This is a genomic window from Kitasatospora hibisci, from assembly GCF_043950205.1.
Lineage (GTDB): Bacteria > Actinomycetota > Actinomycetes > Streptomycetales > Streptomycetaceae > Kitasatospora > Kitasatospora hibisci.
In genome coordinates, this window is record NZ_CP171642.1 from 149,030 (window position 1) to 173,992 (window position 24,963).

The 24,963-nt window shown below is 73.2% G+C and carries 19 protein-coding genes and 2 pseudogenes; 8 read left to right on the plus strand and 13 right to left on the minus strand.

From position 1 onward, the window contains the following. Positions 1 to 36 precede the first annotated feature (36 nt). Complete coding sequence (locus tag ACF9IK_RS00660; protein WP_395292274.1) at positions 37 to 1,080, plus strand: ArsR/SmtB family transcription factor; 1,044 nt, start codon at positions 37 to 39, stop codon at positions 1,078 to 1,080. Here ACF9IK_RS00660 and ACF9IK_RS00665 read toward each other — a convergent pair. After that, complete coding sequence (locus tag ACF9IK_RS00665) at positions 1,014 to 2,426, minus strand: DUF2079 domain-containing protein (RefSeq protein ID WP_395292275.1); 1,413 nt, start codon at positions 2,424 to 2,426, stop codon at positions 1,014 to 1,016. The two genes, ACF9IK_RS00660 and ACF9IK_RS00665, sit on opposite strands and share 67 nt — an antisense overlap. A gap of 163 nt (positions 2,427 to 2,589) precedes the next feature. On the opposite strand from ACF9IK_RS00665, the gene ACF9IK_RS00670 reads away from it, so the two are divergent. The 3 genes from ACF9IK_RS00670 to ACF9IK_RS00680 all read left to right on the plus strand — a co-directional run bounded on the left by ACF9IK_RS00670 (position 2,590) and on the right by ACF9IK_RS00680 (position 6,238). Then, positions 2,590 to 3,270 (plus strand): response regulator transcription factor, encoded by a 681-nt coding sequence (locus ACF9IK_RS00670; RefSeq protein ID WP_395292276.1) that lies wholly within the window; start codon positions 2,590 to 2,592, stop codon positions 3,268 to 3,270. Further along, positions 3,260 to 4,813, plus strand: coding sequence for a sensor histidine kinase (locus ACF9IK_RS00675; protein WP_395292277.1), 1,554 nt, complete (start codon positions 3,260 to 3,262; stop codon positions 4,811 to 4,813). The genes ACF9IK_RS00670 and ACF9IK_RS00675 overlap by 11 nt, the downstream gene beginning before the upstream one ends. Before the next feature lie 156 nt (positions 4,814 to 4,969). Then, on the plus strand, positions 4,970 to 6,238 hold the full coding sequence (locus ACF9IK_RS00680) for an ISL3 family transposase (protein WP_395292264.1): 1,269 nt from the start codon (positions 4,970 to 4,972) through the stop codon (positions 6,236 to 6,238). Positions 6,239 to 6,849: 611 nt separating this feature from the next. On the opposite strand, the gene ACF9IK_RS00685 is transcribed toward ACF9IK_RS00680, so the two are convergent. Beyond that, positions 6,850 to 7,923 carry a C40 family peptidase gene (locus ACF9IK_RS00685; protein ID WP_395292278.1) on the minus strand — a complete coding sequence of 358 codons (1,074 nt, stop codon included), beginning with the start codon at positions 7,921 to 7,923 and terminating at the stop codon, positions 6,850 to 6,852. Between the two features lie 379 nt (positions 7,924 to 8,302). Here ACF9IK_RS00685 and ACF9IK_RS00690 point away from each other — a divergent pair, with 379 nt between their 5' ends. Then, entirely contained in the window at positions 8,303 to 9,043 is a 741-nt protein-coding gene (locus ACF9IK_RS00690) for a dienelactone hydrolase family protein (RefSeq protein WP_395292279.1), read from the plus strand. Between the two features lie 267 nt (positions 9,044 to 9,310). Here the strand turns inward: ACF9IK_RS00690 and ACF9IK_RS00695 are convergent, their stop codons facing one another. Both ACF9IK_RS00695 and ACF9IK_RS00700 read right to left on the minus strand, forming a co-directional pair. Beyond that, on the minus strand, positions 9,311 to 10,168 hold the full coding sequence (locus ACF9IK_RS00695) for a class I SAM-dependent methyltransferase (protein WP_395292280.1): 858 nt from the start codon (positions 10,166 to 10,168) through the stop codon (positions 9,311 to 9,313). A gap of 581 nt (positions 10,169 to 10,749) precedes the next feature. Next, positions 10,750 to 11,670 carry a thermonuclease family protein gene (locus tag ACF9IK_RS00700; RefSeq protein ID WP_395292281.1) on the minus strand — a complete coding sequence of 307 codons (921 nt, stop codon included), beginning with the start codon at positions 11,668 to 11,670 and terminating at the stop codon, positions 10,750 to 10,752. Between the two features lie 272 nt (positions 11,671 to 11,942). Between ACF9IK_RS00700 and ACF9IK_RS00705 the strand changes: the two genes are divergently transcribed. Beyond that, positions 11,943 to 12,521, plus strand: a complete 579-nt coding sequence (locus ACF9IK_RS00705; RefSeq protein WP_395292282.1) for a TetR/AcrR family transcriptional regulator — start codon at positions 11,943 to 11,945, stop codon at positions 12,519 to 12,521. A gap of 364 nt (positions 12,522 to 12,885) precedes the next feature. Here ACF9IK_RS00705 and ACF9IK_RS00710 read toward each other — a convergent pair whose 3' ends face one another. The 5 genes from ACF9IK_RS00710 to ACF9IK_RS00730 all read right to left on the minus strand — a co-directional run bounded on the left by ACF9IK_RS00710 (position 12,886) and on the right by ACF9IK_RS00730 (position 19,571). Next, positions 12,886 to 13,908 carry a TolB family protein gene (locus tag ACF9IK_RS00710; RefSeq protein ID WP_395292283.1) on the minus strand — a complete coding sequence of 341 codons (1,023 nt, stop codon included), beginning with the start codon at positions 13,906 to 13,908 and terminating at the stop codon, positions 12,886 to 12,888. 99 nt (positions 13,909 to 14,007) lie between these two features. Further along, complete coding sequence (locus ACF9IK_RS00715; RefSeq protein ID WP_395292284.1) at positions 14,008 to 15,273, minus strand: MFS transporter; 1,266 nt, start codon at positions 15,271 to 15,273, stop codon at positions 14,008 to 14,010. Between the two features lie 2 nt (positions 15,274 to 15,275). After that, positions 15,276 to 16,172 carry an alkaline phosphatase family protein gene (locus ACF9IK_RS00720; protein ID WP_395292285.1) on the minus strand — a complete coding sequence of 299 codons (897 nt, stop codon included), beginning with the start codon at positions 16,170 to 16,172 and terminating at the stop codon, positions 15,276 to 15,278. Positions 16,173 to 16,325: 153 nt separating this feature from the next. Beyond that, entirely contained in the window at positions 16,326 to 17,660 is a 1,335-nt protein-coding gene (locus ACF9IK_RS00725) for a S8 family peptidase (RefSeq protein ID WP_395292286.1), read from the minus strand. 894 nt (positions 17,661 to 18,554) lie between these two features. Continuing rightward, a complete protein-coding gene (locus tag ACF9IK_RS00730; RefSeq protein ID WP_395292287.1) occupies positions 18,555 to 19,571 on the minus strand; it encodes a helix-turn-helix domain-containing protein in 1,017 nt (338 codons plus the stop codon). Positions 19,572 to 19,898: 327 nt separating this feature from the next. Here ACF9IK_RS00730 and ACF9IK_RS00735 point away from each other — a divergent pair, with 327 nt between their 5' ends. Further along, on the plus strand, positions 19,899 to 21,242 hold the full coding sequence (locus ACF9IK_RS00735) for an L-serine ammonia-lyase (RefSeq protein ID WP_395298429.1): 1,344 nt from the start codon (positions 19,899 to 19,901) through the stop codon (positions 21,240 to 21,242). A gap of 58 nt (positions 21,243 to 21,300) precedes the next feature. Here ACF9IK_RS00735 and ACF9IK_RS00740 read toward each other — a convergent pair. Next, positions 21,301 to 21,489: pseudogene (locus tag ACF9IK_RS00740) on the minus strand (hypothetical protein); the annotation flags it as partial. A gap of 184 nt (positions 21,490 to 21,673) precedes the next feature. Between ACF9IK_RS00740 and ACF9IK_RS00745 the strand changes: the two are divergent. Further along, a pseudogene (locus tag ACF9IK_RS00745) lies at positions 21,674 to 22,200 on the plus strand (maleylpyruvate isomerase family mycothiol-dependent enzyme); the annotation flags it as partial. A 151-nt stretch (positions 22,201 to 22,351) separates the two neighbouring features. Here ACF9IK_RS00745 and ACF9IK_RS00750 read toward each other — a convergent pair. The 3 genes from ACF9IK_RS00750 to ACF9IK_RS00760 form a co-directional block, all read right to left on the minus strand. After that, entirely contained in the window at positions 22,352 to 22,963 is a 612-nt protein-coding gene (locus ACF9IK_RS00750; RefSeq protein ID WP_395292288.1) for a helix-turn-helix domain-containing protein, read from the minus strand. A gap of 111 nt (positions 22,964 to 23,074) precedes the next feature. Further along, positions 23,075 to 23,542 (minus strand): MarR family transcriptional regulator, encoded by a 468-nt coding sequence (locus tag ACF9IK_RS00755; protein WP_395292289.1) that lies wholly within the window; start codon positions 23,540 to 23,542, stop codon positions 23,075 to 23,077. A 75-nt stretch (positions 23,543 to 23,617) separates the two neighbouring features. After that, positions 23,618 to 24,928: an SgcJ/EcaC family oxidoreductase gene (locus tag ACF9IK_RS00760; RefSeq protein ID WP_395292290.1), complete on the minus strand. Its 1,311-nt coding sequence runs from the start codon at positions 24,926 to 24,928 to the stop codon at positions 23,618 to 23,620. Positions 24,929 to 24,963 lie beyond the last annotated feature (35 nt).

A 24,963-nucleotide genomic window follows, 5' to 3' on the forward strand; every position in this document is an offset into this window, starting at 1 on the left:
CCGCACACCGGTAGGGCTGACGCGCAGGGAGACACCGTGCTCCGGATCCACTTCACGCCGGACGACTTCGCCCGAGTCGGCCTCGCTCCTCGGCCGGCGCCGCTCCAGGAACTGAACGTGGCGCTGACGATGATGTGCCGCCAGGACGGCGAGCTTCTCCACGGCCCATGGCGGCGCAGGGCGCTGCGCGCCCTGCCGAAGGCGGCCCTCCCGCTCGCGGACCTCGTCCCGGCCGGGCGGGCGCCGAGCTTTCTGGACGTGCTGACGGACTCTCTCCCGGACGCTCTGGAACAGGTCCGCTCGGCCCCGGCCGAGCTGGTCGGTGCCGAACTGGAACGGGTCTACGCACCCGCGCGCACGCCCGCCCCGGCGTGGATCCACGAACTGCACCGGGGTGCCCCCGAGGCGTGGCGCTTGATCCGTCGTGCGCAGCATGAGGCGTTCGAGGTGCTGCTCGGCCCGGTCTGGGCGCAGGTGCAGGACCTGCACCACGCCGAGTTCGTGAGTCGGGCCGTGCAACTCGCCGAAGACGGCGTCGGCTCGCTGCTGGCCGGGCTGCTGCCCGGCGCCCGGCTGCACGCTGGTGTCTGGGAGCTCCCGGGCAGGCCGCGGGAGGTCCACCTCGACGGGCGCGGGCTGCTTCTCCTGCCCAGCTTCCACTGGACCGGCGGACCGTTGTTGTCCGACCTCCCCGACCTCCCGGTTGCCGTCACGTACCCGGCGGGTGCCGGCACTCTGCCGCAGCCCGATGGCTCCGCCGGTCCGGAGGCGCTGGTCAAGGTGATCGGGAACACCCGCGTCGAGCTGCTGCACCTGCTGGCCGAGGAGCGCACCACGACCGAGCTGGCCCGTCGGCTCCGCGTCAGCGCCGCCACGGTCTCGACCCACACCGCAGCTCTGCGGGGCGCCGGGCTGATCTCCACTTCGCGTGCCGGCAAGGCGGTCCTGCACCGGCGCACCACGCTCGGCAGCCTGTTGCTGCGGCAGGATGCCCCGCCCGGCGGACAGCCGCGTCACCCCGCCGGGCGCCCGGCCCACCGGTACACCGTGACCCCGCCGCCGGCCGCCGCCACCTCGTAGCCGGCCGCCGGCAGCGCGGCCTGCGCCGCCAACTGCTCGGCCTCGGGCACCGGGAAGTCGCCCGGGTGGTCCGTCACCGCCACCCAGCGGGCCTCCGGACGCCGGACCGAGGGCCCGGCCGACGCGACGGCGTCCGGCGTGCTGAGGTACGGGAACAACGAGACCGTGCACCGGTCGGTGAGCTGGGCGGCCAGCCGGTTGGCGGCGGCCACCGCCGAGCCGTCCGGGATCACCGCGAGCACCTGCCGGGCCGTGCGCACCTCCGGCCCCGGCCCGGACAGCGACGGCACCGGTGCGACGGCCAGGGCGAAGCCCAGCGCCGCCGCGGGCACACCCCGGGCCGCGTACCGCAGCACCTGCGCGGCGCCGGTGGGCCGGCCCGGCCCACCGGCCCGCCCGCCCGCGACGCGGCTGCGCCCGCCCGACAACCGGTGCAGGCCGTCCGCCAGGGCCACGAAGAGCACCGGCATCAGCACCGCGTTGTAGTGGTACCCGGTGTCCCAGTACGTCGGGCTCGGCGTCCAGAACCGGCCCGCCAGCGGCAGCACCAGCACCAGGCTCAGCGGCGAGCGCAGCGCCACGAAGACGGTCGGTGCGAGCAGCGCGGCGACGGTGTGCCACTTGACGGCGGGCAGCAGCAGCCGGGTGACCGGATCGCCGTGCCAGGAGCCGTTCGCGCCGTAGGCGTACACCCCCTCGGGGTTCATGGCCGGGACCACGACCAGCACCGCCAGCAGCGTCGCCGCGACGGCCGCCAGCACCGTCGCGGCGCCCAGCCGGCGCCGGCCGCGCCACCAGACGTACAGGCCGATCCCCGCCACGATCAGCCCCTGGTCCTCCTTCACCAGCAGCAGCGGCAGCGCCCAGCCGGCCGCTGCCCCGTACCGACCGCGGGCCAGCGCCGCCACCGCGCCCGCGACCAACGGAACGGCCAGCGCCACCTCGTGGAAGTCGAACGAGCTCGCCCGCCAGAGCCCCCAGGACAGCCCGTAGGCCGACCCCACGGCCAACCCGCCCATCCGGCCGAGCAGTTCCACGGCCAGCCCGGTGACCGGCACGCAGGAGAGCGCGAACAGCAGGGCCTGGAGCACCAGCAGCGTGGTGGCGCCGGGGAATATCCGGTAGAGCGGCGCCAGCGCCGCCAGCAGCGGGCTGAAATGGTCGCCGAGCAGAGGGAATCCACTCCCTTTCAGCGTGGCCACCGGGGCCGCCTGCAGCGTGGCGTAACCGCGCACCCCCTGCTCGAAGATCCCCAGGTCGAAGCCGGTCGACTCCATCCGCCAGTGCCGGGGGACCGACAGCAGCAGGGCGTACCCGCCGACCGGAAGAACGGGAATCCAGGACAACACGCGAGGGGAAAGGCGGAATCGTTCACTCATCACCCGGCGGACGCTAGGAAATCCCCGCTGAAGGAATTCTGAACGAACCTGAGGATCCGTTCAGGGAGGACCTTCCCGGCACATCGGTCAACCGGATCGTGCAAAGCGGGAATTGACTTATCCTGAGGCGATGCGCCTTTTGCTGGTCGAAGACGAGGAGCGGCTCGCACGGTCGCTGAGCCAGGGCCTGCGGGCCGAGGGCTACGTGGTCGACGTGGTCGGCGACGGCCTGCTCGGCCTGGAACAGGCCCGTGCCGGCGACTACGCCGCCATCGTGCTCGACCTGATGCTGCCCGGCCTCAACGGCTTCCGGGTCTGCGAGGCACTGCGCCGCGAGGCCGACCCCGTCCCGATCCTCATGCTCACCGCCAAGAACGGCGAGTACGACGAGGCCGAGGCGCTCGACTGCGGAGCGGACGACTTCCTCAGCAAGCCCTTCTCCTACGTCGTCCTCACCGCCCGGCTGCGCGCCCTGCTGCGCCGCAGCGGCACGGCCCGCCCGCCCGTCCTGGTCCTCGCCGACCTGCGACTCGACCCGGCCGCCCGCCGCTGCACCGTCGGCGACGGCGAAGTACGCCTGACCACCAAGGAGTTCGGCGTCCTCGAGTGCCTGCTCCGGCGCCCCGACCAGGCAGTGCCGAAGACCGAGATCCTGGACGCCGTCTGGGACTCCGCCTTCCGCGGCGACGTCAACATCGTCGAGGTCTACATCGCGGCTCTGCGCCGCAAGCTGGACCGGGCCGGGGCGCACTGCCTGATCGAGACCGTCCGCGGCATCGGCTACCGCCTGGCGGCACCCGGTGCGCGCTGACCCGCTCGGGCAGCCGTTCGGCGCATACCGCCCCTGGCGCTCGTGGCGCCCCGGAGTCCGGCTGCGGGCGGCCCTGGCGGCGCTGCTCGCCTCGGCGGTGGCCTTCGGCTTCGCCGCGTTCCGGGTCGGCCACACCGTGCAGGAGGAACTGGAGCGCGGGGCCGTAGCCCGCGCCGGGCTCACCGTGCAGGACGTCGCGCACAAGATCCCGGACAGCTCCGACGAGCCCTTCCAGGACGGCGCCTACGCCGTGTTGGCCGAGGACGGCCGCTGGCTGCGCTCCAGCAGGCTGTCCGACGCGTTCCACGACGAGGCCCCGCGCCTCGGCCTGCTGCCGATCGACCCGGGGGCCAAGCGGAGCAGGATCGAGAGCGAGCTGACCTCGCCGCACTGCTGCGAATCCGTCGACGAGGTCGCAATCCGCCTCCCGTCCGACGTCGTCCCGAACCTGGGATCCTGGCGGCTCAGGGGCCTGACGGTCCGCTTCTACCGCACCCTCGCCGGCCCGTTCACCAGTGACCAGCTGGCCAAGTACTCCGGCGTCACCGGTCTGCCACCGCAGTGGCTCACCGTCGTCGTGCTGATCGACACCCAGGAGGCCGAGCAGACCACCGAAACCGTCACCTGGGTCCTCGGCGTCTTCCTGGCCCCCGGCGCCTCGCTGTTCGTCGCACTCACCGCCTGGCTCGTCACCGGTCTCGCGCTGCGCCCGGTCGAGTCGATCCGGCGCGGGATGGCCCGGATCGGCGCCGGCGCCTTCCACGAACGCGTCCCGGTGCCGCCCTCCCGGGACGCCGTCGCCCGGCTCGCCGCCACCACCAACACCACGCTCGACCGGCTGGAACGCGCCCTGGCCGAGCAACGCCGGCTGGTCGCCGACGCCTCGCACGAACTGCGCAGCCCGCTGGCCGCGCTGCGCAGCACCCTGGAGGTCCCGCTCGCCCATCCGGCGCAGGCCGACTGGCCCGCGGTGGTGGCCGGGGCGCTGACCGACACCGAACGCCTCCAGGACCTCGCCGACGACCTGCTGTTGCTCGCCCGCACCCAGGAGGCCGGGGCCGACGGCACGAAGGAGGGCACCGTCGAGCTGCACGACCTGATCACCGAACAGCTCGCCGAGCGCGGCCACACCGACCCCGGTCTCACCTTCCGCTTCGAACCCCTGGAGGACCCCGGGGAGCGGGCGGAGGTGGTGGTGCCCGGCCGGGAGGCCCTGGTCGGCCGGATCCTCCGCAACCTGCTGGACAACGCCGCCCGCCACGCGGCCGGGACCGTCACCGTCAGGCTCGGTGTCACCGACGGCTGCGCCCGGCTGGAGGTCGACGACGACGGCCCGGGCATCCCCGCCGAGGACCGCGAGCGCGTCTTCGACCGCTTCGTCCGCCTCGACACCGCCCGCAACCGCGCCGCCGGTGGCGCCGGCCTCGGCCTCGCCCTGGTCCGCACCATCGCCACGTCCCTCGGCGGTACCGCGACCGCCGAGCCCCCGCCCTACGGGCACGGCGCCCACCTGGTGGTACGCCTGCCGCTGGCCGACGGCTGACGCCGGCGTCCGGCCGGGGCGGGTGAGGCGGCCGGCGAAAAACGGCTCTTCGACCGCATGTGTGGGTGCTCTGAGCTGGGCTGATACGCGAAACACGCCGTCTCCTGCGTATGGTTCTTGGTCTCTGAGGTCAAGATCCACATGCAGGAAGACGGCGTGTCTGCGAACAGGATATGGAAGAAGCTGCTGACGGTCGAACGGGCCGTGGTCGAGCAGGTCGAGATCGACCAGGACTCCGGCGTGCTGGTCGCCCGGGTGCGCCCGACGACCCGGGAGCGGGGTCGGTGCGGGGTCTGCCGCCGTCCCGGGCGTGGCTACGACCAGGGGCGGGGGCGGCGGCGCTGGCGGTGCCTGGACGCCGGGACCACCCAGGTGTTCCTGGAGGCCGATGCGCCCCGGGTGGCCTGCCGCGAGCACGGGGTGGTCACGGCCGCCGTGCCCTGGGCCCGGCACGGCGCCGGCCACACCCGTGCCTTCGACCAGCAGGCGGCCTGGATGGCCACGGAGTGCTCCAAGTCCGCGGTCGCGCAGCTGATGCGCACTTCCTGGCGTACGGTCGGAGCGATCGTGGAGCGGTTCGTGGCCGACCGCGATGCCGGTCTCGACCGGCTGGCGGGCCTGCGCCGGATCGGCGTCGACGAGATCTCCTACCGCAAGGGGCAGCGGTACATGACCGTGGTGGTCGACCACCACACCCGGCAGGTGGTGTGGATGGCCGACGGACACGGCCGCGCCGTCCTGGAGGCCTTCTTCACCGCGCTCGGCCCGAAGCGGGCCGCGAGGCTGACGCACGTCTCCGCCGACGGCGCGCAGTGGATCGCGGACACCGTCGCCGCGCACGCACCGCAGGCGGTACGCGCGATGGATCCGTTCCACGTGGTCGCCTGGGCCACCGAGGCGCTGGACGCCGAGCGCCGCGCGGCGTGGAACCGGGCCCGCCGCCAGGCCCGGGACGCCGCCACCGCCCGGGCGTTGAAGGACTCCCGCTTCGCCCTGTGGAAGAACCCGGAGGACCTCACCGACCGCCAGCAGGCCAAACTGACCTGGATCGCCACCTCCGACCCTCGGCTGCACCGCGCCTACCTGCTCAAGGAGGGCCTGCGCACGGTCTTCGCCATCGCTCGCGAGCAGGACGCCGGCGCGGCCGTCGACGCCCTGGACCGGTGGCTGTCGTGGGCGCAGCGCAGCCGCATCGAGGTGTTCGTCGAGCTCGGCCGCAGAGTCCGCCGCCACCGCGAGGCCATCGTCAACGCCCTGGTCGAGAGGCTGTCGAACGGGCTGATCGAGTCCACCAACACCAAAACGAGACTGATCATCCGCCGGGGCTTCGGCTTCCGCACCGCCGACGCGGTCATCGCCCTCGTCATGCTCACCCTCGGCGGCGAACGCCCGACACTGCCAGGACGCCAACCCGCTCCAGCATGATCCACACATCAGGCAGAAGAGCCCGGATTGGCCCAGGACTGAGGACCTGTCCAGCTTCGACGGCGACTGGTCCGGTCCGGGCCTGTCCTGGCGCGACATCGTGCACATCGCCGAGACGTCAGACCTGACCGCACCCGGCGTGCACGACACCGCGGCCCGACTCCTGCTCCTGTTGCCGTTGCTCGCCGCCGACGAGTTGCCGCCAGAGGCGCCAGCACGGGTGAACGCCGCTCTCACGGCCATCGGAGCACCTGACTTCTCTGCTCAGGACGCGGCTGACCATCTCCTCCGGAACAGGCGGCCTGCAGCCAGGCGCTGTGGTGGTGCCGACTCCCCTCTGAGCGGAGGCGGCCACCGGAACACTGAGCCGGACTCAGATGAGTCGGCAGTGTTGTGGGCACTCAACCTCACTCGATCCCAGAGCGATGCGCTGGCCGGCTCCCTGGGAAGTAGGCCTCTGCCGGCGTCGGCGTCTTGAGGGCCGCGGGCTGGCTCCTGAAGCAGGTGGCGACGATAGGTGTCCGGACGAGTTGTCGCCATCGACAAGTTGATGACAACTCGTCCGGAATGTGACAGGTCTACCTGGAAACTACACCGCGTCCTGGAGGCCGCTACGGCCGGACGGCGCCCATGTAGGGCATGACGCCGATCGGGAGGACCTCGATGTTCTTGCCGGTACGGGGGGCGTGGATCATCTTGCCGTCGCCGATGTAGATGCCCACGTGGTGCAGGTCGTTGTAGAAGAAGACCAGGTCACCGGGCTGGAGGTCGCCGCGGGCGATGCGGGTGCCGGCGTTCCACTGGTCCTGGGACATGCGGGGGAGCTTGATGTCGGCCGCGCGGTAGGCGGCGCCGGTGAGACCGGAGCAGTCGAAACTGTTGGGGCCGGTCATGCTCCAGCCGTAGGGCTTGCCGAGCTGGGCGTAGGCGAACTGCACGATGGCGGCCGCGCGCCCGCCGGCGGCCGGCGGGGCCGGGGTGTTCGTGCCGGGCCGTTCGGCGGAGCGGGAGGCGCGGTCGGCGGCGGCAGCCTGCTGGGCGGCGGCCTTGGCCTTGTCGGCGGACTCCTGGGCGTTGATCTTGGCGCGTTCGGCGGCGCTGAGCTTGTTGAGCATGGTCTGGGCCTGGGCGAGCTTGGTCTGGATCTGACTCTTCTGCGCCCCGAGCGAGGCGCCGACGGTGTCGAGTTCGGCAAGGGTCGCGGCGGCCTCGGCGCGGTCCTGGTCGAGCTTGCGCTGTTCGTCCTGGGCCTGCTTGAGCAGGTTCGCCTGGGAGCCGGCGACCTGGTTCTGCACCGAGGCGCGCTCCAGGTAGGCGGCCGGATCGGAGTCGAGCATGAGCTGGATGCCCGGGTCCATGCCGTTGCTGCGGTACTGGTCGGCGGCCACCGCGCCGAGCCGGGTCCGCAGCTCGTTCATGGCCTCCTGGCCGCGGGCGACCTTCTCCTGGATCCGGCTGGCCTCGCCCTGGAGCTTCTGCTGCTTGGCCTGGAAGCCGTTGTAGCGCTCGATGGACTGCTCGGCCTCCTCGTTGAGCCGGTCCACCTGCTCCTTGACGGAGGCGAGGGTGGGGGTGGGTTCGGCGTGGGCCGTGCCGGAGGCCAGTACCGCGCCGCCGGCCACGGCCGTAGTGAGGGCCGCCAGGCGGGCCCGACTCGGGGGGCTGAGCTTGCGACGCTTTCCCATGATGGTGGGCTCTCCTTCGGGGCCGGGATGGACACTTGGGAAACGCTCGGGGGTTGTTGTCGGGTTTACCTCGAAGCGCGGGGAAATGGGGAAGGAACGGTGAAGGCATCCGGGTCGACCGTCACCGTCGAGGGGAGGGTGCTACGCGCCGCCACCTCGACGCCCCACGAGTTTCGTCTCGCTCCGTCACCGCCTGCCGCGCAACAACCCGTTTGGCGGACCACGGCGGCCGCTGCTACGTTCCCGGAGGCCGTGCGAGAGAACGAGGAGGTGGTACCCGTGAACGCAGTACCGACACGGGTGCTCCCCTCCGGGGTCACGGTCGGACGGTAGACAGGTCGTCCGGGAGCGCCGCTCTGCACTCCCGAAAGGCACGACCATGCACGTCACTTCCGAGCAGCGTCTCGACGACGGCGTCATCGAGCGCGAGTTCACCCTCGGCGAGATCCCCGGCATCCTGTGGATGCCCGCATCCGCATCCGTGTCCGCACCGGTACCGCTGATCCTGCTCGGCCACCCTCCGCTCGGGCTGCGCAGGATGTACCCCCGGCTGGCGGCCCGGGCCCGGCACTGCGCGGCGGAGGGGTTCGCCACGGCCACCATCGAGCTCCCCGGAAGCGGCGACCGGCCCCGTTGGGACGCCGCCGAACGGGCCCGCGCCGACCTGCGCCGGGCGATGGAGGCCGGCGAGCCGGTCAGCGACGAGATCGTCGACGCCCTCGTCCTCCCGCTGGTCGACAAGGCGGTCCCGGAATGGCAGGCCGCACTGGACGCCCTCCTCTCGCTGCCCGGGATCGGCGGCCCGGTCGGATACTCGGGGGGAGTGATCTCCGTCGGCATCCGGTTGGCGGTGGTCGAGCCGCGCATCAAGGCCGCCGGCCTGTTCGCCGGGAGCCTCGTGCCCCGCGCCATGGTCGAGGAGGCCCGTCGGGTCACCATTCCGCTGCACGTCCTGCTGCAGTGGGACGACGAAGGCAACGACCGGCAGGCGGCCCTCGAACTGTTCGACGCCTTCGGCTCCAAGGAGAAGACGCTGCACGCCAACATGGGCGGGCACACCGGCGTCCCCCAGTATGCGGGGGACGCCGCGGACCGGTTCTTCACCCGCCACCTGAAGTGAAGCCGGACCGTCAGGCCACCAGCAGGCGGTAGGCGGTGCGGCCGGAACGCCGCTCGTCGAGGACAGGCCGAGGACAGGCCCCGGCTCTCCTCGACCTCCACACCGCGGACCTGCCGACCTACCCGGCGGCCCTCGCCTCGACGGTGGACGCCGTGTCCGGGCCGTTCCGCCCGGAGGCCGGTCCGGCGCGTGCCGCAGCCGGAAGACGAACACCCTGCGGGTTCTCCTGCTCGGGTCGAGCCGCTCGGCCGCCGGCACGTACCGCGGCTACCGGGTCGGCGACACCCGGCCCCCTCCGGGGTGGTCCGGTCTACGGCCCTTGACCGCCCAGGCCCGCGCGGTGAGCGTGATCGATCCGTCCGCTCCCTGCGGAACGGCGGCACTGAACAGGCTGCGCAGCCGGTCGCGCTCGACCGGAGGGAGGGAGGCGACGTAGGCCGGTGCCGGGCCCTGGCCCGCGAGGAACGGGCCCCACAGGTCGTCGAAGTCGGCGAAGACGGTGGGCACCTCGATCGCGGTGGTCGAGATGTCGGCGAGCCCCGCGCCGGCCCAGAGCGCGTACAGCGCCTGCGGCCGGCACAGGGGGAAGCGGCGGCCCTCGTCCAAGGCGGCCGCGGACGGGTCCGCCTCGGCGGCGGCGTCCCACAGACGGCGCAGGAAGCCCATCCCGTCGGCGTAGTCCCAGACGTACGCCGCCACTGTGCCGCCCGGCCGCACGGAGTCGGCCATCCGGGCCACGGCTGCCGCAGGATCGGGGAGGAAGTTCAGGACGAGGGCGCTGGCGGCGACGTCGCACGACTGCCTGCGCACGGGCAGCGCCGTCGCGTCGGCCACCACGAAGCGGCGCGTCGGCGCGGCTCCCGTCGTGTCCGGGGCCGCCTCCCTGGCCGACCTGACGAACCGCTCGGACCGGTCGATCCCCACCACCGTACGGGGGCGGCACCTTGCGGCCACCACCGCCGACATCACACCGGTACCGCAGCCCACGTCCAGCCACTGCAGGCCGTCGGCACACCCGAGCCACGGCACGAACTCCTCCGCCACGAGCCGGCTCCACCGGCCCATGTACCGGTCGTAGGCGGAACCGAGTGCCCAGACGTCGGTGTTCTCCGCATCCGTTCCCATGGACACCACGATCCCTCACCGGCCGTCGCGAATCGACTCCCGGGCCCGGGGGCACGGCAGGGCGGTGGTCGGCGACCATCACAGCTGACGTTCCGCAGAAGAGGGCGCGATGCCGTCGTCGTCCTCGGCTGTCGGGAACCGCGGAGAGTGCGGCTCATCGGATCCCCCCGACGGCTGGTGGCTGACGGCATGACGACAAGCCAGATTGGAACGATCGTGCAAGACAAATGTCTCATTCGTTCGTCTGATGACGCTCGGGGCGCTCGCCGAGACCCCCCGGGGGGGGCGGGCGCGGCACCCCGCCCCCGGCACCGATCCAGGGGCGCGGGCGCGCGGCCCTTCACCCCCCGGTGGGCCGAGGCCGGCGCACGCCGCCCGGGCACCTGTCCGACCGCCGGCTACCGGCCCTGACACTCGCCGGAGCGGGAAGTCGGCCGATCCGACTCCCGCTCCGGGCCACCGCACCCCGCTGCTCCGCGCGCCGGTGCAGGGCAGGGCGCGGGGCAGTGTGCGTGCGGGCCGCCGGGCCGTCAGGCCGTCCGTCCGGGCAGGCGGGCGGGCGGCCGGGCGCCGGACGGTGCCTACGGGTTGCGGGTGACGCCCGCCGGGGCGGGGTCGGGGCTGATGATGAAGTCCTCGGGCCAGACGGTGAGTTGGATGTCATGGCCGACGGCTTCGATGACGTCGTGCAGGTTGCCGTGCTCCCCTCTGTCGAGGAGGAAGATCGGGTCGTCACGGTGCACCGGGTCCTGCCGCAGCCAGGCGTCGAACCCGCCGAGGTCCGGAGCACCCGTCGCGAGGAAGGGAACCAGCCGGCGGAACAGCTTGGGCCACATGACCAGCTGCTGCAACGCGGCGAGACCGGGGACGGTGGCCTTGCCGTTCGGGTCGGCCTTGGAACGCGGCCACAACCCCGCCTTCGCCGCCCGCGCGGACCGCGAGACATCGGCGAGGTGGGTCCGCAGCGCGGCGGGCAGCGTGGCGTAGAACGCCGGATAGGCGTGGCCCTCGGCGAGCAGGACCGCGTTGGCCGACAGGTCGACCCTGGCCTCGTCCAGGAAGACGGGCGTCCCGTCCGGCTCGGTGGGCTCACCCTCGTAGACGAACCCGATCAGGCGGCCGTTGGCGTCGATGCCGTTGGAGAGCACGTGGCCGCGGACGCTGTCCTGGTCGGCGGACTGGACCTTGGCGGGCTGGTCGTCGAAGAAGACGACGTTGGTGAATCCGAGCAGTTCCAGGAGTCTGTCGCGGCCGGCGTCGGCACCGGCCTGCTCCTGGTGGGTCTCGTTGAAGTGGGTCTCCAGTGCGTCGATGGCCTCCAGTCGCACCGAGATGCCCCGGCCGTTGATGTTCGGCGGGGCGCCGGACGGGCGGGGCAGGCCCTCGACCAGGGCCGGCGCGTCCGGCTTGAACTTGATCGTGTCACCGTCCGGCTCGGGCCCCTGCCGGGGCAGGTCGGGGTAGCGGATGACGAACGTGCCGCGTAACAGTGTGTAGCTCACGGTGATCTCCCGTATGCAACGGTGTTTCTCCGATACGTCGGCCTACTTCGACCGTAACTCGCCGGGGCGGGGCGCTGAACCCTCTCCCCCGCCCCGTCGCCCTCCGCTCCGTCGCCGGAGGGCGTCCCCCTCGCGAGGCGATCGGCCTGTCGCGAGGCGATCGGCGGACGGCAGCGGTGCGTGCTCTACACTCCGAAGCGGGGGCTCCGCCGGTTCATCGGACGGCACGTGCGGGGGCCTCCACTTGCCGGCGGCGAGGAAGGGGCCATCGCGTGACCACGGGCACCGGGCGACCATTGCGGGCCGACGCGCGACGCAACCGGGAGAAGATCCTCTCCGCGGCCGTGCGCGTCTTCGCGGAAGACGGGCTGGAGGCACACCTCGAACGCATCGCCAAGGAGGCGGGCGTGGGCTCCGGCACGCTGTACCGGAACTTCCCCACCCGGGAGGCCCTGATCGAGGCCGCCTACCGCAACGAACTGAGCCGGCTGTGCGACGCCGCCCCCGAGCTCCTGGCGACCATGCCACCGCGCGAGGCGCTGCGCGCCTGGATGGGACGCTTCATCGACTACGCCACCGCGAAGCTGGGCATGGCCGACGCCCTGCGCGCCGTCGTCGACTCCGGCGTCAACCCCTACGCCCACAGCCGGGAGCTGATGATGACGGCTCTCACCTCGCTTCTGGACGCCGCGACCGCGGCCGGAACCATCCGATCGGACACCAGCCCAGGAGACATGTTCGCCGCTCTCACCGGCGTCGCCCTCGCCTCGGGCAAGCCCGACCAGCGCGATCAGGCCGAACGCCTCCTCGACCTCGTTCTGGACGGGCTCAGGTACGGCACGGCGGGCTGACGCCGGCCCCGGCGGGCCGGGGGGAGAGCCGCCGGGGTCGCCGGGGTCGCCGGGGTCGCCGGGGTCGCCGGGACGAGGACGCGTCCGAGGATGGCGCCAGTGAGCCGGGCGACCCGGTTTCTTTTCACGGCGCGGACTCTCGGCAAAGGGGTCACCGGGCCGGCACCCGATCGCCGCCCGCAGCCGTCTCGAAGCACATCGACGCCCCGGCCCTTCCGGGCGGGCCTGCGCAGTCGGCGAAGGAGCGGCCGGAGCGGCCGGGGCCGCCGGCCTGCCGCCGGTGAAGCGGCGGCGGGCTGGTGAGGAGGCGTCGGCGTCGGGTCGGCGTCAGTGCCACGGACGGTTGTTGTTCTCGCCGGTCCCGTCACCGCACGACGGCGGCGGCGAGCGCGGCGGCGGCGAGCAGGGCCGGGGTGCCGGTGCCGTCGGCGGGGACGGTCCACAGGTCGGTGCCGTCGTCGCTGGGGAGGGCGTAGGCGAGGGTGCGGTCGTCCAGCCAGAGGGCCTGGTCGTCGACGTTGCGGTCTTCGGTGGTCGCCGTCTCGGCCATGGTCTTCAGGTCGAGGACGTAGAGCCGCCACGGGGCGTCCTCGGGCAGGCCGGGGACGCGCTTCTTGTAGGCGACGCGGGTGCCGTCGGGCGACAGGGACGGGCATTCGACGTTGTCGTGCAGGGTGGCGAGCGTGTGGTGGACGGCGTCGCCGGCGACCAGGTGGGTCTTGCCGCCGGTGGCGAGAGTGGCGTAGAAGTGCTCGTCGTCGGCGAAGGTGACGCCCCAGATGTTGGAGTCGGCGGCGCGGTAGGGCTTCCCGTCGAGGGTGACGGCGTAGCCTTCCAGGTTCTCCTGCAGGGTCCAGGTGGTGGTGTCCAGGATCGTGGTACGGGTGGAGAAGTCTGTGCCGGCGTAGGAGTCGCCGCCGACGAAGACCGTCCAGGCGACGAGGTGCCCCGAGGGGGACACCCGTGCCCGGGTGGGGATGCCGGCGAGGTCGTAGCGGCGCCGCTCGTGCAGATCGGCGTCGAGGACGACCGCGCGGTAGGTGTCCTCCAGGACACCGTGCACGGCCTGGAGGCAGATCCCGGTGCCGGCCGCGGCGTGGAAGCGCAGGCAGGCCGGCGCCGCCACCGTCCGGGTCGCCGTGGGATCGGCGAGCGGGACCGCGGCGAGATGGTCACGTCGGGAGCCCCAGGTCATGGAACGGAAGACCAGTTGCGCTCCGTCGGCGTACGGTCGCAGCGTGACGGCGCCCGCCCTGGCCGGCGGCCCGTCGCCCGTCCGGTCGCCGTCCCGGCTCGCGTGGCCGGCGCGCAGGACGGTCCAGGCGCCGGCCGCGACGAGGACGGCGACGGCGGCGAACAGGACGAGCAGACGGCGGCCGAAGGTCATACGGGGTCCTCTTCCGGTGGGTACTTCGACGGACGGACAGTCAGGCGGACAGACAGGCGGTACGGCGGGAGGAACGGACGGGCACCGGCGGTGGGTCGGTCAGCCACTGGCTGGGCCCCGGTCATCGGTGAGCCGGCCCAGCAGGCGGGCGGCGGCCGCGAGGGCCACCGTGAGTGCGGCGGTCATGACGGCCAGGGCGGCGGTGTCGCCCCAGCGGCTCCAGAGCGCGCCGACCGCGAGCGAGCAGGCGAAGCGTCCGGCGGCCTGGCCGGTGCCGACGAGCGCCAGGCCGGCGCCGCGCCGTTGCTCGGGCACGGCGCCCGCCACGGCGGCGGCGAGGACGCCGTCGGTCGCGGCGTAGAAGAGCCCGTGCAGGGCGAGGACCGCGGCGGCGAGGCCCGCACCGCCGCCGGGCCGTGCGAGCAGCAGGCCGTAGCCGGTCAGCAGGGCGGCATGGCCCAGCACGAACATGCGTCGACGCCCGGTCCGGTCTGCGAGCGCGCCGAACGGGACGGCGAGCAACAGATAGACGGCGGCGGTGCCCAGCGGCAGCAGGGGGAACCAGCCCGCGGAGAGCTCGAACCGCCGCTGCAGCAGCAGGTAGACGAAGGAGTCGCTGACCGTGGCGAGCCCGAGCAGGGCGGCGCACGCGGTGGTCCGGCGCAGGGCCGGCAGGCGCAGCAGCTCACGGAGGCGCAGCCGCGCCGTGGGGGCGGGCGTGGAGCGCAGGCTGCGGCCGGGGACGAGGAGGACCAGGACGAGCACGCCGAGTGCCGCGACGTAGGAGCTGACGGTGAAGACGGCGTGGTAGCCCCCGGGGGCGGTGCGCAGGATGAGGAAGGCGAGCAGGGGGCCGGCCAGCGCGCCGAGGGTGTCCATCGCCCGGTGCAGGCCGAAGGCGCGGCCGCGCCGTTCGGGCGGGGTGGCGAGGGAGATCATGGCGTCGCGGGGCGCGGTCCGCAGCCCCTTGCCGACCCGGTCGACGGCGAGGACGAGGCCGATCAGCGGTGTGGTGCGGACCATGAGGAGTGCGGGCCGGCAGAGCGCGGAGAGACCGTAGCCGGCGGTGGCGACGGCCTTGTGGCGTCCGCCGCCGCGGTCGCCGAGGAAGCCGCCGAGCAGCCGCAGGACGGCGGAGGCGCCGTTGAAGACGCCGTCCAGCACGCCGAAGCCAAGCGGGGAGACGCCGAGCGCGGTGACGAGGTAGAGCGGCAGGACGGCGGTGACCATCTCGGAGGAGACGTCGGTGATCAGGCTGACCGTGCCGAGGGCGAGGACGGTGGGGGCGATCCGCGCGGACCGCCCCGGCCCGCGGGCCGGGGCGGCGGCGGACGCCGCGGGACGTCGGCTGTCCGCGAGGTACACGGTCAGTTCCAGACGCCGGCGATGTCGGAGGCGCCGGCCGCCTTGCCGGCGTGCGTGGTGAGCCCGGCGAGGTCTTCCAGGGTGCGGAGCATGTCGTAGTGGTTGTACTTGGTGGTCGGTGCGGAGCCGGCCTTGACGGGCTGTCCGTACAGCACGGTGGGGATCTGGTTGCCGCTGTGCTTGTCGTCCTCGTCGTAGGTGATGACGAGCAGGCTGTTGTGGGTCTTGGCCCAGACGGCGTACGCGTCGAGCTTGTTCTTGATCCAGCTGTCGCCGGTGCCCACGGAGCAGTCGTGCATGTCGTTGCAGAGGTTGGGGACGACGAAGGAGACCTTGGGGAGTTCGGTGAAGTCGGTGGGGAACCGGTCGAAGGTGTGGCCGCTGCTGGTCGGCACGTTCTTGAACGCGAACCAGGGGTTGTGCTTCTGGGCGTACTTGCCGCTCTTGCAGGTGGTGGAGCCCTCGCTGGGCAGTGACTCGTTGTAGCTTCCCCAGGTCTTGCCGGCCGCGATCAGCTCGGAGGCCAGGTTGGGGGCGGACATGGAGCCGGGGTTGTAGCAGTCGTCGCCGGTGATGCCCTGGGTGCTGCCGGAGAAGACGGCGAAGTAGTTCGGCTGGCTGGGGTGGGTGATGCCGTAGGAGGCCCTGAGGACGGCGCCGCCCTTGGCGAGCGAGTTCAGGTACGGCGCGCCCTTGCTTCCGATGATCTGCTTGTAGGCGTGGTTCTCCATCATGACCACGACGACGTGGTCCGGCTTCGGCACGGCCACCGCGGCCGAGGCGGAGCCGATGCCCACCGCGGCGGTGGCGGCGCCCGCCGCCAGGGCCGTCGGCAGGGCGACGGCGAGCAGGATCTTCTTCCGGGAACGGCGGTGACGGCCGGGGGTACCGGTGGACATGTTGTCTCCTGTGTCGGGGGGGGCGGAACGGTGGTCCGGTACCTGGGCGGTGGCTCTGCCGCCGGTCCGGACGGGGATCGACGGGCGGCTGGGGCACCTCGGGTGCCGGCCGGCCCGGGCTGGTCGGGGGGGCCCGACCCCGCGGGTCCGCGGTCACCCGGTGGGGTGGTCGCCCAGGCCCGCGACGTAGAGGAGCCGGTTGGGGGTGTTCGTCCCGGCTTTGCCGATCCTGCCGGTCGTGGCCGCACTGGTCAGCGCGTCCTGGACCTGGGCGGGAGTGGCCGTGGGATGGGCCGACAGGTAGAGGGCGGCGGCGCCGGTGACGTGCGGCGCGGCCATCGAGGTGCCGGTCAGCTTGCGGCTGTCCTTGTCACTGCCGTTCCAGGCCGAGGTGATGCCGGTGCCGGGGGCGAACAGGTCGGTGCACGCGCCCCAGTTGGAGTCCGAGCGGCGCTGGTCGTCGGAGGTGGAGTTGTTCACCACGACGGCCTCGGCGATGTCGCCGGGCGAGTTTCTGCACGCGTCGGCGCCGCTGTTGCCCGAGGAGACCACCCACGTGACGCCGGAGGCGATGGAGTTCCGGATCGCCTTGTCCTCCGCGGCGCTGACGCCGCCGTTGATGCTCATGTTGACCACGGCCGGCTTGACCGCGTACTTGGTTATCCAGTCGGCGGCCGAGACGATGGCAGACGTGGGGATGGAGTCGTTGCACGGGGTGACGCGGACGGCGACCAGCTTCACGCCCCTGGCCACCCCGTAGTCCTTGCCGCCGATGGTACCGGCGACGTGGGTGCCGTGGCCGATGCAGTCGGCGCCGTTGCGACCGTCACCGACCAGGTCCACCCCGACGCTCGCCCGCCCCCCGAACTGGGTGTGTGTGGTGCGCAGTCCGCTGTCGACCACGTAGACCGTGACGTCGGAGGCGGTGTTCGGGGCGGTGTAGCTGTTGTCCAGCGGCAGGTTCCGCTGGTCGATGCGGTCCAGGCCCCAGCTGGCCACCGACGCCGCCTGGGCGGCCTGCGGCGCCGAGCCCGAGTGCTGGACGCCGTCCTGTTCCACGGACTCGACCGCCGGATCCGCCGCCACCGCCTTCGCCTCGGCCGGTGTCATCTCCGCGGCGTAGCCGTGCAACGCCGTGTCGAAGACCGTCCGGACGGAGCCGCCGTGGGCCCGGACCAGCCGGTCCGCGACGGACGTCACCGGCGTCTGCCCGGCCTGTACGCCTTCGGCGGCGGCTCCCTGCCCGGCCGGCGGGGCGGCTCCCTGCGCGGCGCCCGGGGACGGCACCGCGTCGTCCTTGAGCACCACCAGGTAGCGGCCGGCTATGGACTCCGCGGGCGGATGCGCCTTTCCGGTGGCGTGCGGGGCGGCGTTCGCCGGGCTGATCACCACCGCGGCCGCCGCGGCGGCGACGGCGGTGGCCGCGACGAGGACGGTGGTCGGCCTCGCCCTACGGGCATGACGGTGACGTGCGTTCTGCTGGGACAAGGATGACCTCCTGGGAGGGTGCGGCGAGGCTTCGCCGCCTCGGATTCGCGGCAGTGGTCGCGTGACGTTGCGGTGGAGGGCGCCGGTCGTCGGCACGGATCGACGGCGACGGGCTCATCCGGGGCGCGGCACGCGGGAGGGAGGGTCGGCGCACGGGTGACGACGGGGCGCGTGGGCCCCGGCGGACACAGGGGTGCTGCCTGGACGGGAGGCCGGATCGCCATGGCGGCTGGTCGCCTCCGCCGTGGCCGGTTCACCGCGCGGGGATCGCACGGACGGTGGCCGCGGCGCTCGTGGGTTGCCGGCTTCCCGTGACCGGTCGTGGTTCTCAGGGAAACTCACCTGACGGGACGTGTGTCCGACGGACAGTCAATCGACGCTTCGGCAGGAGCTCGCCGCTCCCGGTGCGGGCCACGACGCCGGTGCGATACGACCCCGGTCTGCCCGTTGGGTGTCGGTCGTCGGTTCCGGCGGGTGTGTCTCGGGGAGCTCGAAGCTCTCCGCGCCGTGGCCGCCCTTGACGTCGGTTTCGCGGCTTCCGTCGTCGGCGAAGGGCGGTGGAGACCGGAGCGGGACGAGCGCGGCGGCGCGGACAACGGGTGCCGGCTGCGAGGACCAACTTCCCGGCATGGACAGCTCCTGGTGTGGGGGCGGGGAGATCGGGCGTCGCGGGGACGGCCACCCGCGGTCGCGATCGACCCCGGGGGACCGACCCTTCCCGTCGGGGCGATTCCGCTCCGGCGGTCGGCCCGGTGCACTAGAAGTACCGTCAGGGAATCTTCGACGGGAGTGAGTTGACGCCATTGGCGCGCTTTGGCCACAAAGGTCGGACACGGTCGGATGCGTGTGTGTCATGTCGCGGATCGCGCTCGTGAGGGAGCCGCCCGCTACCTGTCAGATCCAGCCGTTGCGTGCCGCGTGCAGCGCCATCTGGAAGCGGGTGACCGATCCGGCACGGGAGTTGAGCTGCTCCAGATGGCGGGAGAGAGTACGGCGGCTGACGCCCAGCAGCTCGGCGATGGTGTCGTCGGTGACCCCGGTGGCCAGCAGCTCGACGATGCGCCGGTGGATCGGAGTGAGCGCCGACGGCACGCGGCCGCTCAGGTGCATCGGCAACGCCGACCGCCAGGACGCCTCGAACAACCCCGTGAGCGCGGACAACAGGCTCGACGGGCGAACCAGGAGTAACGAGTCGTTGACCTCGGCCTCGACGAACGACATCGACACGATGGCCAGTCTGCCGTCGAAGATGGTGAGCTTCACGGGGACGGTGGGCAGGATCCGGGCCTGCTCCCCGGCGGCGATGCAGGGTTTGATGTTGACGGCGTAGTACGCGGCGTTCTGGACCGCCGACCGGGAGTACACGACCCGGTACTCCACGCCCTGCCGGAGCTTCTCGATCTGGATCGGGTTGGCCGTCCCGTGCGTGTGGTACGGCGGCGAGTCGAAGCGCAGGACCTCGCTCTCGGCGGCTGCTTCGATGGTCTCGATGCGCTCGATGATGGAGGCGCCGGTGACGACCTCGACCAGGTTCTCGGTCGGTTGGGGGCTGACGGTGCGCCGGTACCCGCTGTAGGCGTTGACGGCGGCCTGCTGGGCCTCACGGAGCTCGGCGGCGCGGCTGTGCGCCAGGAACTCCAGTGCGATGGTGGGCTCCACCGGCACGTGCCGGCCACCGTCGGCCTCCGAGACGGTGACCAGGCCCAGCCTGCGCAACTGCGCGAGGTCCTCCTCCCGCGCCCGGCCCTCGTCCGGGCCGCTGCACCCGGGGGCCTCCCGGTCGCGCCCCGGATTCCCGACCGATGGTTCGCCGTCGTCGGCGCGGACAGCGAGCAGCGCCGCGTAGGTGTCCGCCTCACGGCGCGTCAGCCCCAGGCGACACAGGTGCGTCGGCAGGTCCTCGTCGGTCATCAGCGTTCCTCCCGGTGAAGGGCAGGCCCGGCTCGGGCGTGCGCCGGAGGCGGCACGGCCGCTCCAGCCCCGTCGCTGCCGGCTGCGTGCGGTGTGCCGGGCATCGTGGCACGTACCCGTCGGTAGGTGACGGGCCGGGCCGCCTCGGGACCAGGATCGACACCAGGCCCGCCGAAGATCCGCACCGCCCGGGCCGGGGCCGGGCCGGTGCGGCACCCGGGAGGGGCCGCGCCCTCGACCGGGCGCCCGTCCACGCCACTGGCGGTCCGTCGCCACCACGCGGGTCCGGTCGGCGGTAGACCGAAGGCTCCAACCCCGGCCGCTCCCCTGGAGTCCTCCTTGATCAGCGTGTTCGACCTGTTCCGCGTCGGCATCGGGCCGTCCAGCTCCCACACGGTGGCACCGATGCGCGCCGCCCACCACTTCGTCCGGGAGCTCGACCGGGAAGGCGTGCTGGCCGAGGTCGCGACCATCGACGTCGAGCTGTACGGTTCGCTGGCCGCCACCGGTATCGGCCACGGCACCGACCGGGCCGTCCTGCTCGGGCTCGCCGGCGAGCGGCCGGAGACGGTCGACGTCGCCACCGCCGACGAGCGCTTCCGCCTGATCACGGCCGAGCGCCGGGTCCGGCTGCCCGGCGTGCAGGCCGTCGGGTTCGATCTGGTCCTCCATCACCGCTTCCTGCCGGACGCCCACCCCAATGCCCTGACCTTCACGGCCCTGGGCCGGGACGACGTCGTGCTGGGCACCCGGACCTTCTACTCCGTCGGCGGCGGCTTCCTGCTCCACGAGGCCCTCGGCGCTCCGCACGAGGTGCCCCGTCCCTTCACCGACGCGAGGCAGCTCATCGACCTCGTCGGGAACGGGCGGATCAGCGACCTGATGCTGGCCAACGAGAGTGTCCGGCGGCCCGAGGGCGAGGTCCGCGCCGGGCTTCTGCAGCTGTGGAAGGTCATGCGCGACTGTGTCGACCGCGGCTGCCGGACGGACGGCACACTGCCGGGCGGCCTGAACGTTCCGCGCCGCGCCCCGGCACTGCACCGCCGGCTCCGGCAGCAGGGGAGTCCCGGGGATCCGCTGCACGCCATGGACTGGGTCGCGCTCTACGCGCTCGCGGTCAACGAGGAGAACGCCGCCGGCGGACGGGTCGTCACGGCACCCACCAACGGCGCCGCGGGCGTCCTCCCCGCCGTCCTGCACTACTACCACCGGTTCGTCCCCGGCGCCGACGACGACGGCACCGTGCGCTTCCTGCTCACCGCCGCCGCCATCGGCATCATCGTCAAGCGCAACGCCTCCGTCTCCGGCGCCGAGGTCGGCTGCCAGGGAGAGGTCGGCACCGCCGCCGCCATGGCCGCCGCCGGCCTGACCGAGCTCCTGGGCGGCACCCCCGGCCAGGTGGAGAACGCCGCGGAGATCGCCCTGGAACACCACCTCGGCCTGACCTGCGACCCCGTTGCCGGACTCGTCCAGATCCCCTGCATCGAACGCAACGCCATCGGCAGCCTCAAGGCCATCGCCGCAGCCCGCCTGGCCCTCAACGGCGACGGACGGCACCTCGTCCCCCTCGACGCCGCCATCCGCACCATGCGCGACACCGGGGCCGACATGAGCACCAAGTACAAGGAGACCGCGCTCGGCGGCCTCGCCGTCAACTTCCCCCAGTGCTGAGCACGGTGTCGGCACCGGCGTCGACGGGACTCCCCCACGGCTACGCGGCGGGGCGGTGGGCGGTGACCACCTGCTCGGAGGACTGCGCCGCGCGGCCGTGCTCCAGGCGCACGTAGTGGGCGGCGCTGACTCCGGACAGGTGCGCGGCCTCTACGCGGCGCAGCCCGGCGACGCGGCGACGGCTGTCGGCGGGGATTCCGGCGGCTGCCGGGTCGACCCGAGGAGACCCGGAGGTCGCCGAGGCCAGGGAGCAGCGTCTGCTCACCCTCGCCGGCTCGTGCGCCTCGGACGGGGCGGCCCGGGCGACTCGTCCTGCCGGGTGGGTGGGGTCGGCAGGGCGTCGCGCATGCGGTCGAGGAGCGCCCGGGCCGCGGGGCTCGCGGGTCCGGTGGCCGGCCAGGCGAGGACGATCCGGGCCCGGATCCGGGGGTCTCTGCGCGGGATGGCGGATCCGTGAGGTCGCCGCGCACATGTCGATGGGGTTCCGGCTCTCCCTGCCCGCGACGATCGGCGAGTTGGCCCGGGCCCGGGGGAACCTGCACCGCTTGACCGACCGCGTCGCGCGCAGGGACGCGGCCACCCGTTCCGCCGCCGAACTCGCCGCGTTCCTGCGGGAGGGCGCCCATCACCCCTGGACTCCGCCGGTCGGGGGGCTCCGGGCCGCGCTCGGCCACGACGTGGTGCACGGCCTGGACATCACGGTCGCCCTCGGCCTGGACCGGCGTGTCCCCGAGGACCGGCTGCGGGTGCTGCTCGACGGGATCCGGCCCAGCGGCTTGAGGTTCTTCGGTGCCGACGTCGGCGGAGTACGGCTGTGTGCCGAGGACCTGGGCTGGTCGTACGGATCGGCTCCCCGGTGTACGGCGCCGCCCAGGACCTCCTCCTGCTCGCCTTCGGCCGCGGGCTCCCGCCCGGCCGCCTCCGGGGCGAGGCGGCCGGCCGCTTCACCGCCGTCTGAGCGAAAACGCCCGACTCCCCCGGGGAAGGCCCCACGTGCACACCCGACTCCTCCGGGGGCTGTCCCTGCCCTCCGCCGGGCTGCTCGCCTGCGCCTTGGGCCACGGTGCCGCAGGGCGCCGCCTCCCCCACCCCTGCGCCGCGGAGGTCGGTCACCGGGAACGCTCGCGTCCAGCGGTTCTCGCCGGTGCCTCCGATCCGCTGGTCGTAGGGCCATGGGATTCGGACGGTCCGGCGAGGGCACGTGCCCGGTGCCTGGTGGGGGTGGTGCCGTAGGCCTCGCGGAAGGCGCGGGTGAAGGTGGTGTGGTTCGCGAAGCCCCAGCGGGCGGCGATCGCCTGGACGGGGCGGTGTCTCAGGCCGGGGCGGGCGAGGTCGGCGTGGCAGCGTTCCAGGCGTTGGCGGCGGATGGTGCCCGCGACGCCGGCGGGGCGGTCGCGGAAGAGCGTGTAGAGGGTGCGGAGCGAGATGTTGTGGCGGTCGGCGATCCTTCGGGGGGTCAGGTCGGGGTCGCCGAGGTTGTGTTCGATGAAGGCGTCGATCCGTCGGAGCACGGCCCGGGCACGGGTCTCGGGCGGTGGCTCCTCGGCGGCCCCCAGGTGCTGGGCCAGACAGGCGGTGGCGACGCCGAGGGCGATCGCTCCCGTCCGGGCCAGTTCGGCGGGCTCGCAGTTCGCGCCGTGGTCGACGAGGGTGCGCAGGAAGCCCGCGACGATCCGGTCGACCCGGTCTGACCGCAGCAGCGGGCAGGTCTGCTTGTCCATCGAACCTCCTGATTCATCGCGAGAACGGGCGAGAGTGCAGGGCCGGGGCCGCCTCCTCGGCGGTATTCCGCCGAGGAGGCGGGGAGGCCGGCGCCGGGATCTGCCGCCCTGTCAGGGCATCGTTCCGCCGGCGTTGCGGATCAGCTGACCGAGCACCTTCAGCGTGGTGACGTAGTCGGCGTCGTCGATGCCCTCGTGGAGGGCGGCGCGGATCGCGGGGGCGTTGCGCGCCAGGTCGACGCGGGCCTGCTCCCCCTGCGCGGTGAGCCACAGCCGGTCGTCCGCGTCCCGCCGCAGCCAGCCGCGCTCGACGAGCACCGCGGAGTCGGCCGCCAGGTCGTCCTCGGGCCGGATGTAGGAGCTCATGGCCTCCCGCAGCTCGGGCAGGGTCATCCCCCCGCCGTCGGGCGAGATGTCGTTCGCCGACAGGTTGCGCAGCAGCCAGAACTGCGGCTGGGTGTAGCCCTTCTCGACCTGCCGGGCCCGCGTGAAGGCGATCAGTGCCTCGTAGGCGACACCGGTCCAGTAGGCGGCGGGCTGGCCGGCGAGTTCGGCATCGGTCATCTGGTGGGTGGTCATGGAATGGTCCTCCTCGTGGTTCTTCCGGCTCGGCGTCCCGCGTTGCAGGCGGTACGGGTGGCCGTCGGCGGGTCGTCAGTCGACCGCGACGGTGTTCTGGGCGGCGCCGACGCGCCAGGCGCCGTCCTCCTTGACCAGGATGTAGAACGGACGGCCCTCGGGCCGGTCGGTGATCCGGGTCCCGTCGTGGCGCACCGGCTGCTGGCGGACGTTCACCGCGGCGACGTCGGAGCGCAGGAACAGCACCCGCTCGACGTCGTAGACGGCGGTGGACTCGACCGCCGCCCCGGGCAGCACCTTGCGGGTGAAGGCCGCGATCTCCTCGAAGCCCGACAGCCGCTTGCCGTGGCCGGTGGTCCACACCGGGTCCTCCCGGCGGAAGAGGCCCAGGAACCGGTCGACCAGCTCGTTCTGCTGGGCGTGCTCGATCTCGGCGACCAGCCGACGGATCGCGGTCACCTCGGCATCGGTCTGCGGACCGCCCGGAGCGCCGAACACCTCGACCGGCCGGTACGAACCCGACACCAGCTCGGCCACCACGCCCGGCCGCTCCGGCCGCCAGCCCAGGACGGCACGGGCGGCGCCGCCGCCGACGCTCTGGTCCAGGGCGAGCGCGTCCGCGAAGAGCGGGCCGAAGACCTCGGCCGCCTGCTCCACCGGCACCACGCGCGGCACGGCGAGCACGCCGGCCGCGCGGCCGGCGGCCCGGGCCAGGTCACGGACCGGGACGGCCGACTCACCGACACCGTGCCAGACGGTGCCGGCCCCGGCCCGCTCGACGACGGCCACGAACAGCTCGGCCAGGTCGTCCACGTGGACGGTCGGCCAGCGCACACCCTCCTCCCCGTAGTACTCGGGCACCCCCTGCACACGGGCCCGGTCGACCAGGACGGCGGGGATCCCGCCACCGCGGCCGTACACGATGCCGGGCCGCACGACGACCGCGCGCACGCCCTCGGCGGCCTCGGCCAGCACCCGCTGCTCGATCCGCGGGCGGTAGCCGACGATGTCGATCGGGTCGGTCGGCGCCTGCTCGCCGACCTCCTGGGCCCCGCCGGTCGCGCCGAGCACCCAGACACCGCTGGTGTAGACGAAGGGCCGGCCGGTGCCGCGCAGCGGAGCGGCGAGCGCCTCCACGACGGCGGTGTCGACGTCGACGTCCCCGCTCGGGGGCGCCAGGTGGATCACGGCCTCGATGTCGGGCGTGACCACGCCGGCCAGCGACGCCGGGTCGGCGGTGTCACCGACCAACCGGGCGTGCCAGCCCCGGCCGGGCTGCGGCTCGGCGCCGCGGGTGAGCGCCACGACCTGGTGACCGGCCGCGGCGAGGTGGTCGGTGACGGCGGAACCGATGTAACCGGTGGCCCCGGTGAGCAGAACCTTCATGATGCTCCCCCTACGTCAAACATTTCGATGTCGAA

What these genes read in the sequence shown, in the direction of transcription:
- ACF9IK_RS00710 (WP_395292283.1), bottom strand. Translation starts at nt 13,908, where the DNA reads ATGACCTTCGGCCGCCGTCTGCTCGTCCTGTTCGCCGCCGTCGCCGTC.
- ACF9IK_RS00720 (WP_395292285.1), bottom strand. Translation starts at nt 16,172, where the DNA reads ATGTCCACCGGTACCCCCGGCCGTCACCGCCGTTCCCGGAAGAAGATC.
- ACF9IK_RS00750 (WP_395292288.1), bottom strand. Translation starts at nt 22,963, where the DNA reads ATGGACAAGCAGACCTGCCCGCTGCTGCGGTCAGACCGGGTCGACCGG.
- ACF9IK_RS00730 (WP_395292287.1), bottom strand. Translation starts at nt 19,571, where the DNA reads ATGACCGACGAGGACCTGCCGACGCACCTGTGTCGCCTGGGGCTGACG.
- ACF9IK_RS00760 (WP_395292290.1), bottom strand. Translation starts at nt 24,928, where the DNA reads ATGAAGGTTCTGCTCACCGGGGCCACCGGTTACATCGGTTCCGCCGTC.
- ACF9IK_RS00690 (WP_395292279.1), top strand. Translation starts at nt 8,303, where the DNA reads ATGCACGTCACTTCCGAGCAGCGTCTCGACGACGGCGTCATCGAGCGC.
- ACF9IK_RS00685 (WP_395292278.1), bottom strand. Translation starts at nt 7,923, where the DNA reads ATGGGAAAGCGTCGCAAGCTCAGCCCCCCGAGTCGGGCCCGCCTGGCG.
- ACF9IK_RS00755 (WP_395292289.1), bottom strand. Translation starts at nt 23,542, where the DNA reads ATGACCACCCACCAGATGACCGATGCCGAACTCGCCGGCCAGCCCGCC.
- ACF9IK_RS00670 (WP_395292276.1), top strand. Translation starts at nt 2,590, where the DNA reads ATGCGCCTTTTGCTGGTCGAAGACGAGGAGCGGCTCGCACGGTCGCTG.
- ACF9IK_RS00695 (WP_395292280.1), bottom strand. Translation starts at nt 10,168, where the DNA reads ATGGGAACGGATGCGGAGAACACCGACGTCTGGGCACTCGGTTCCGCC.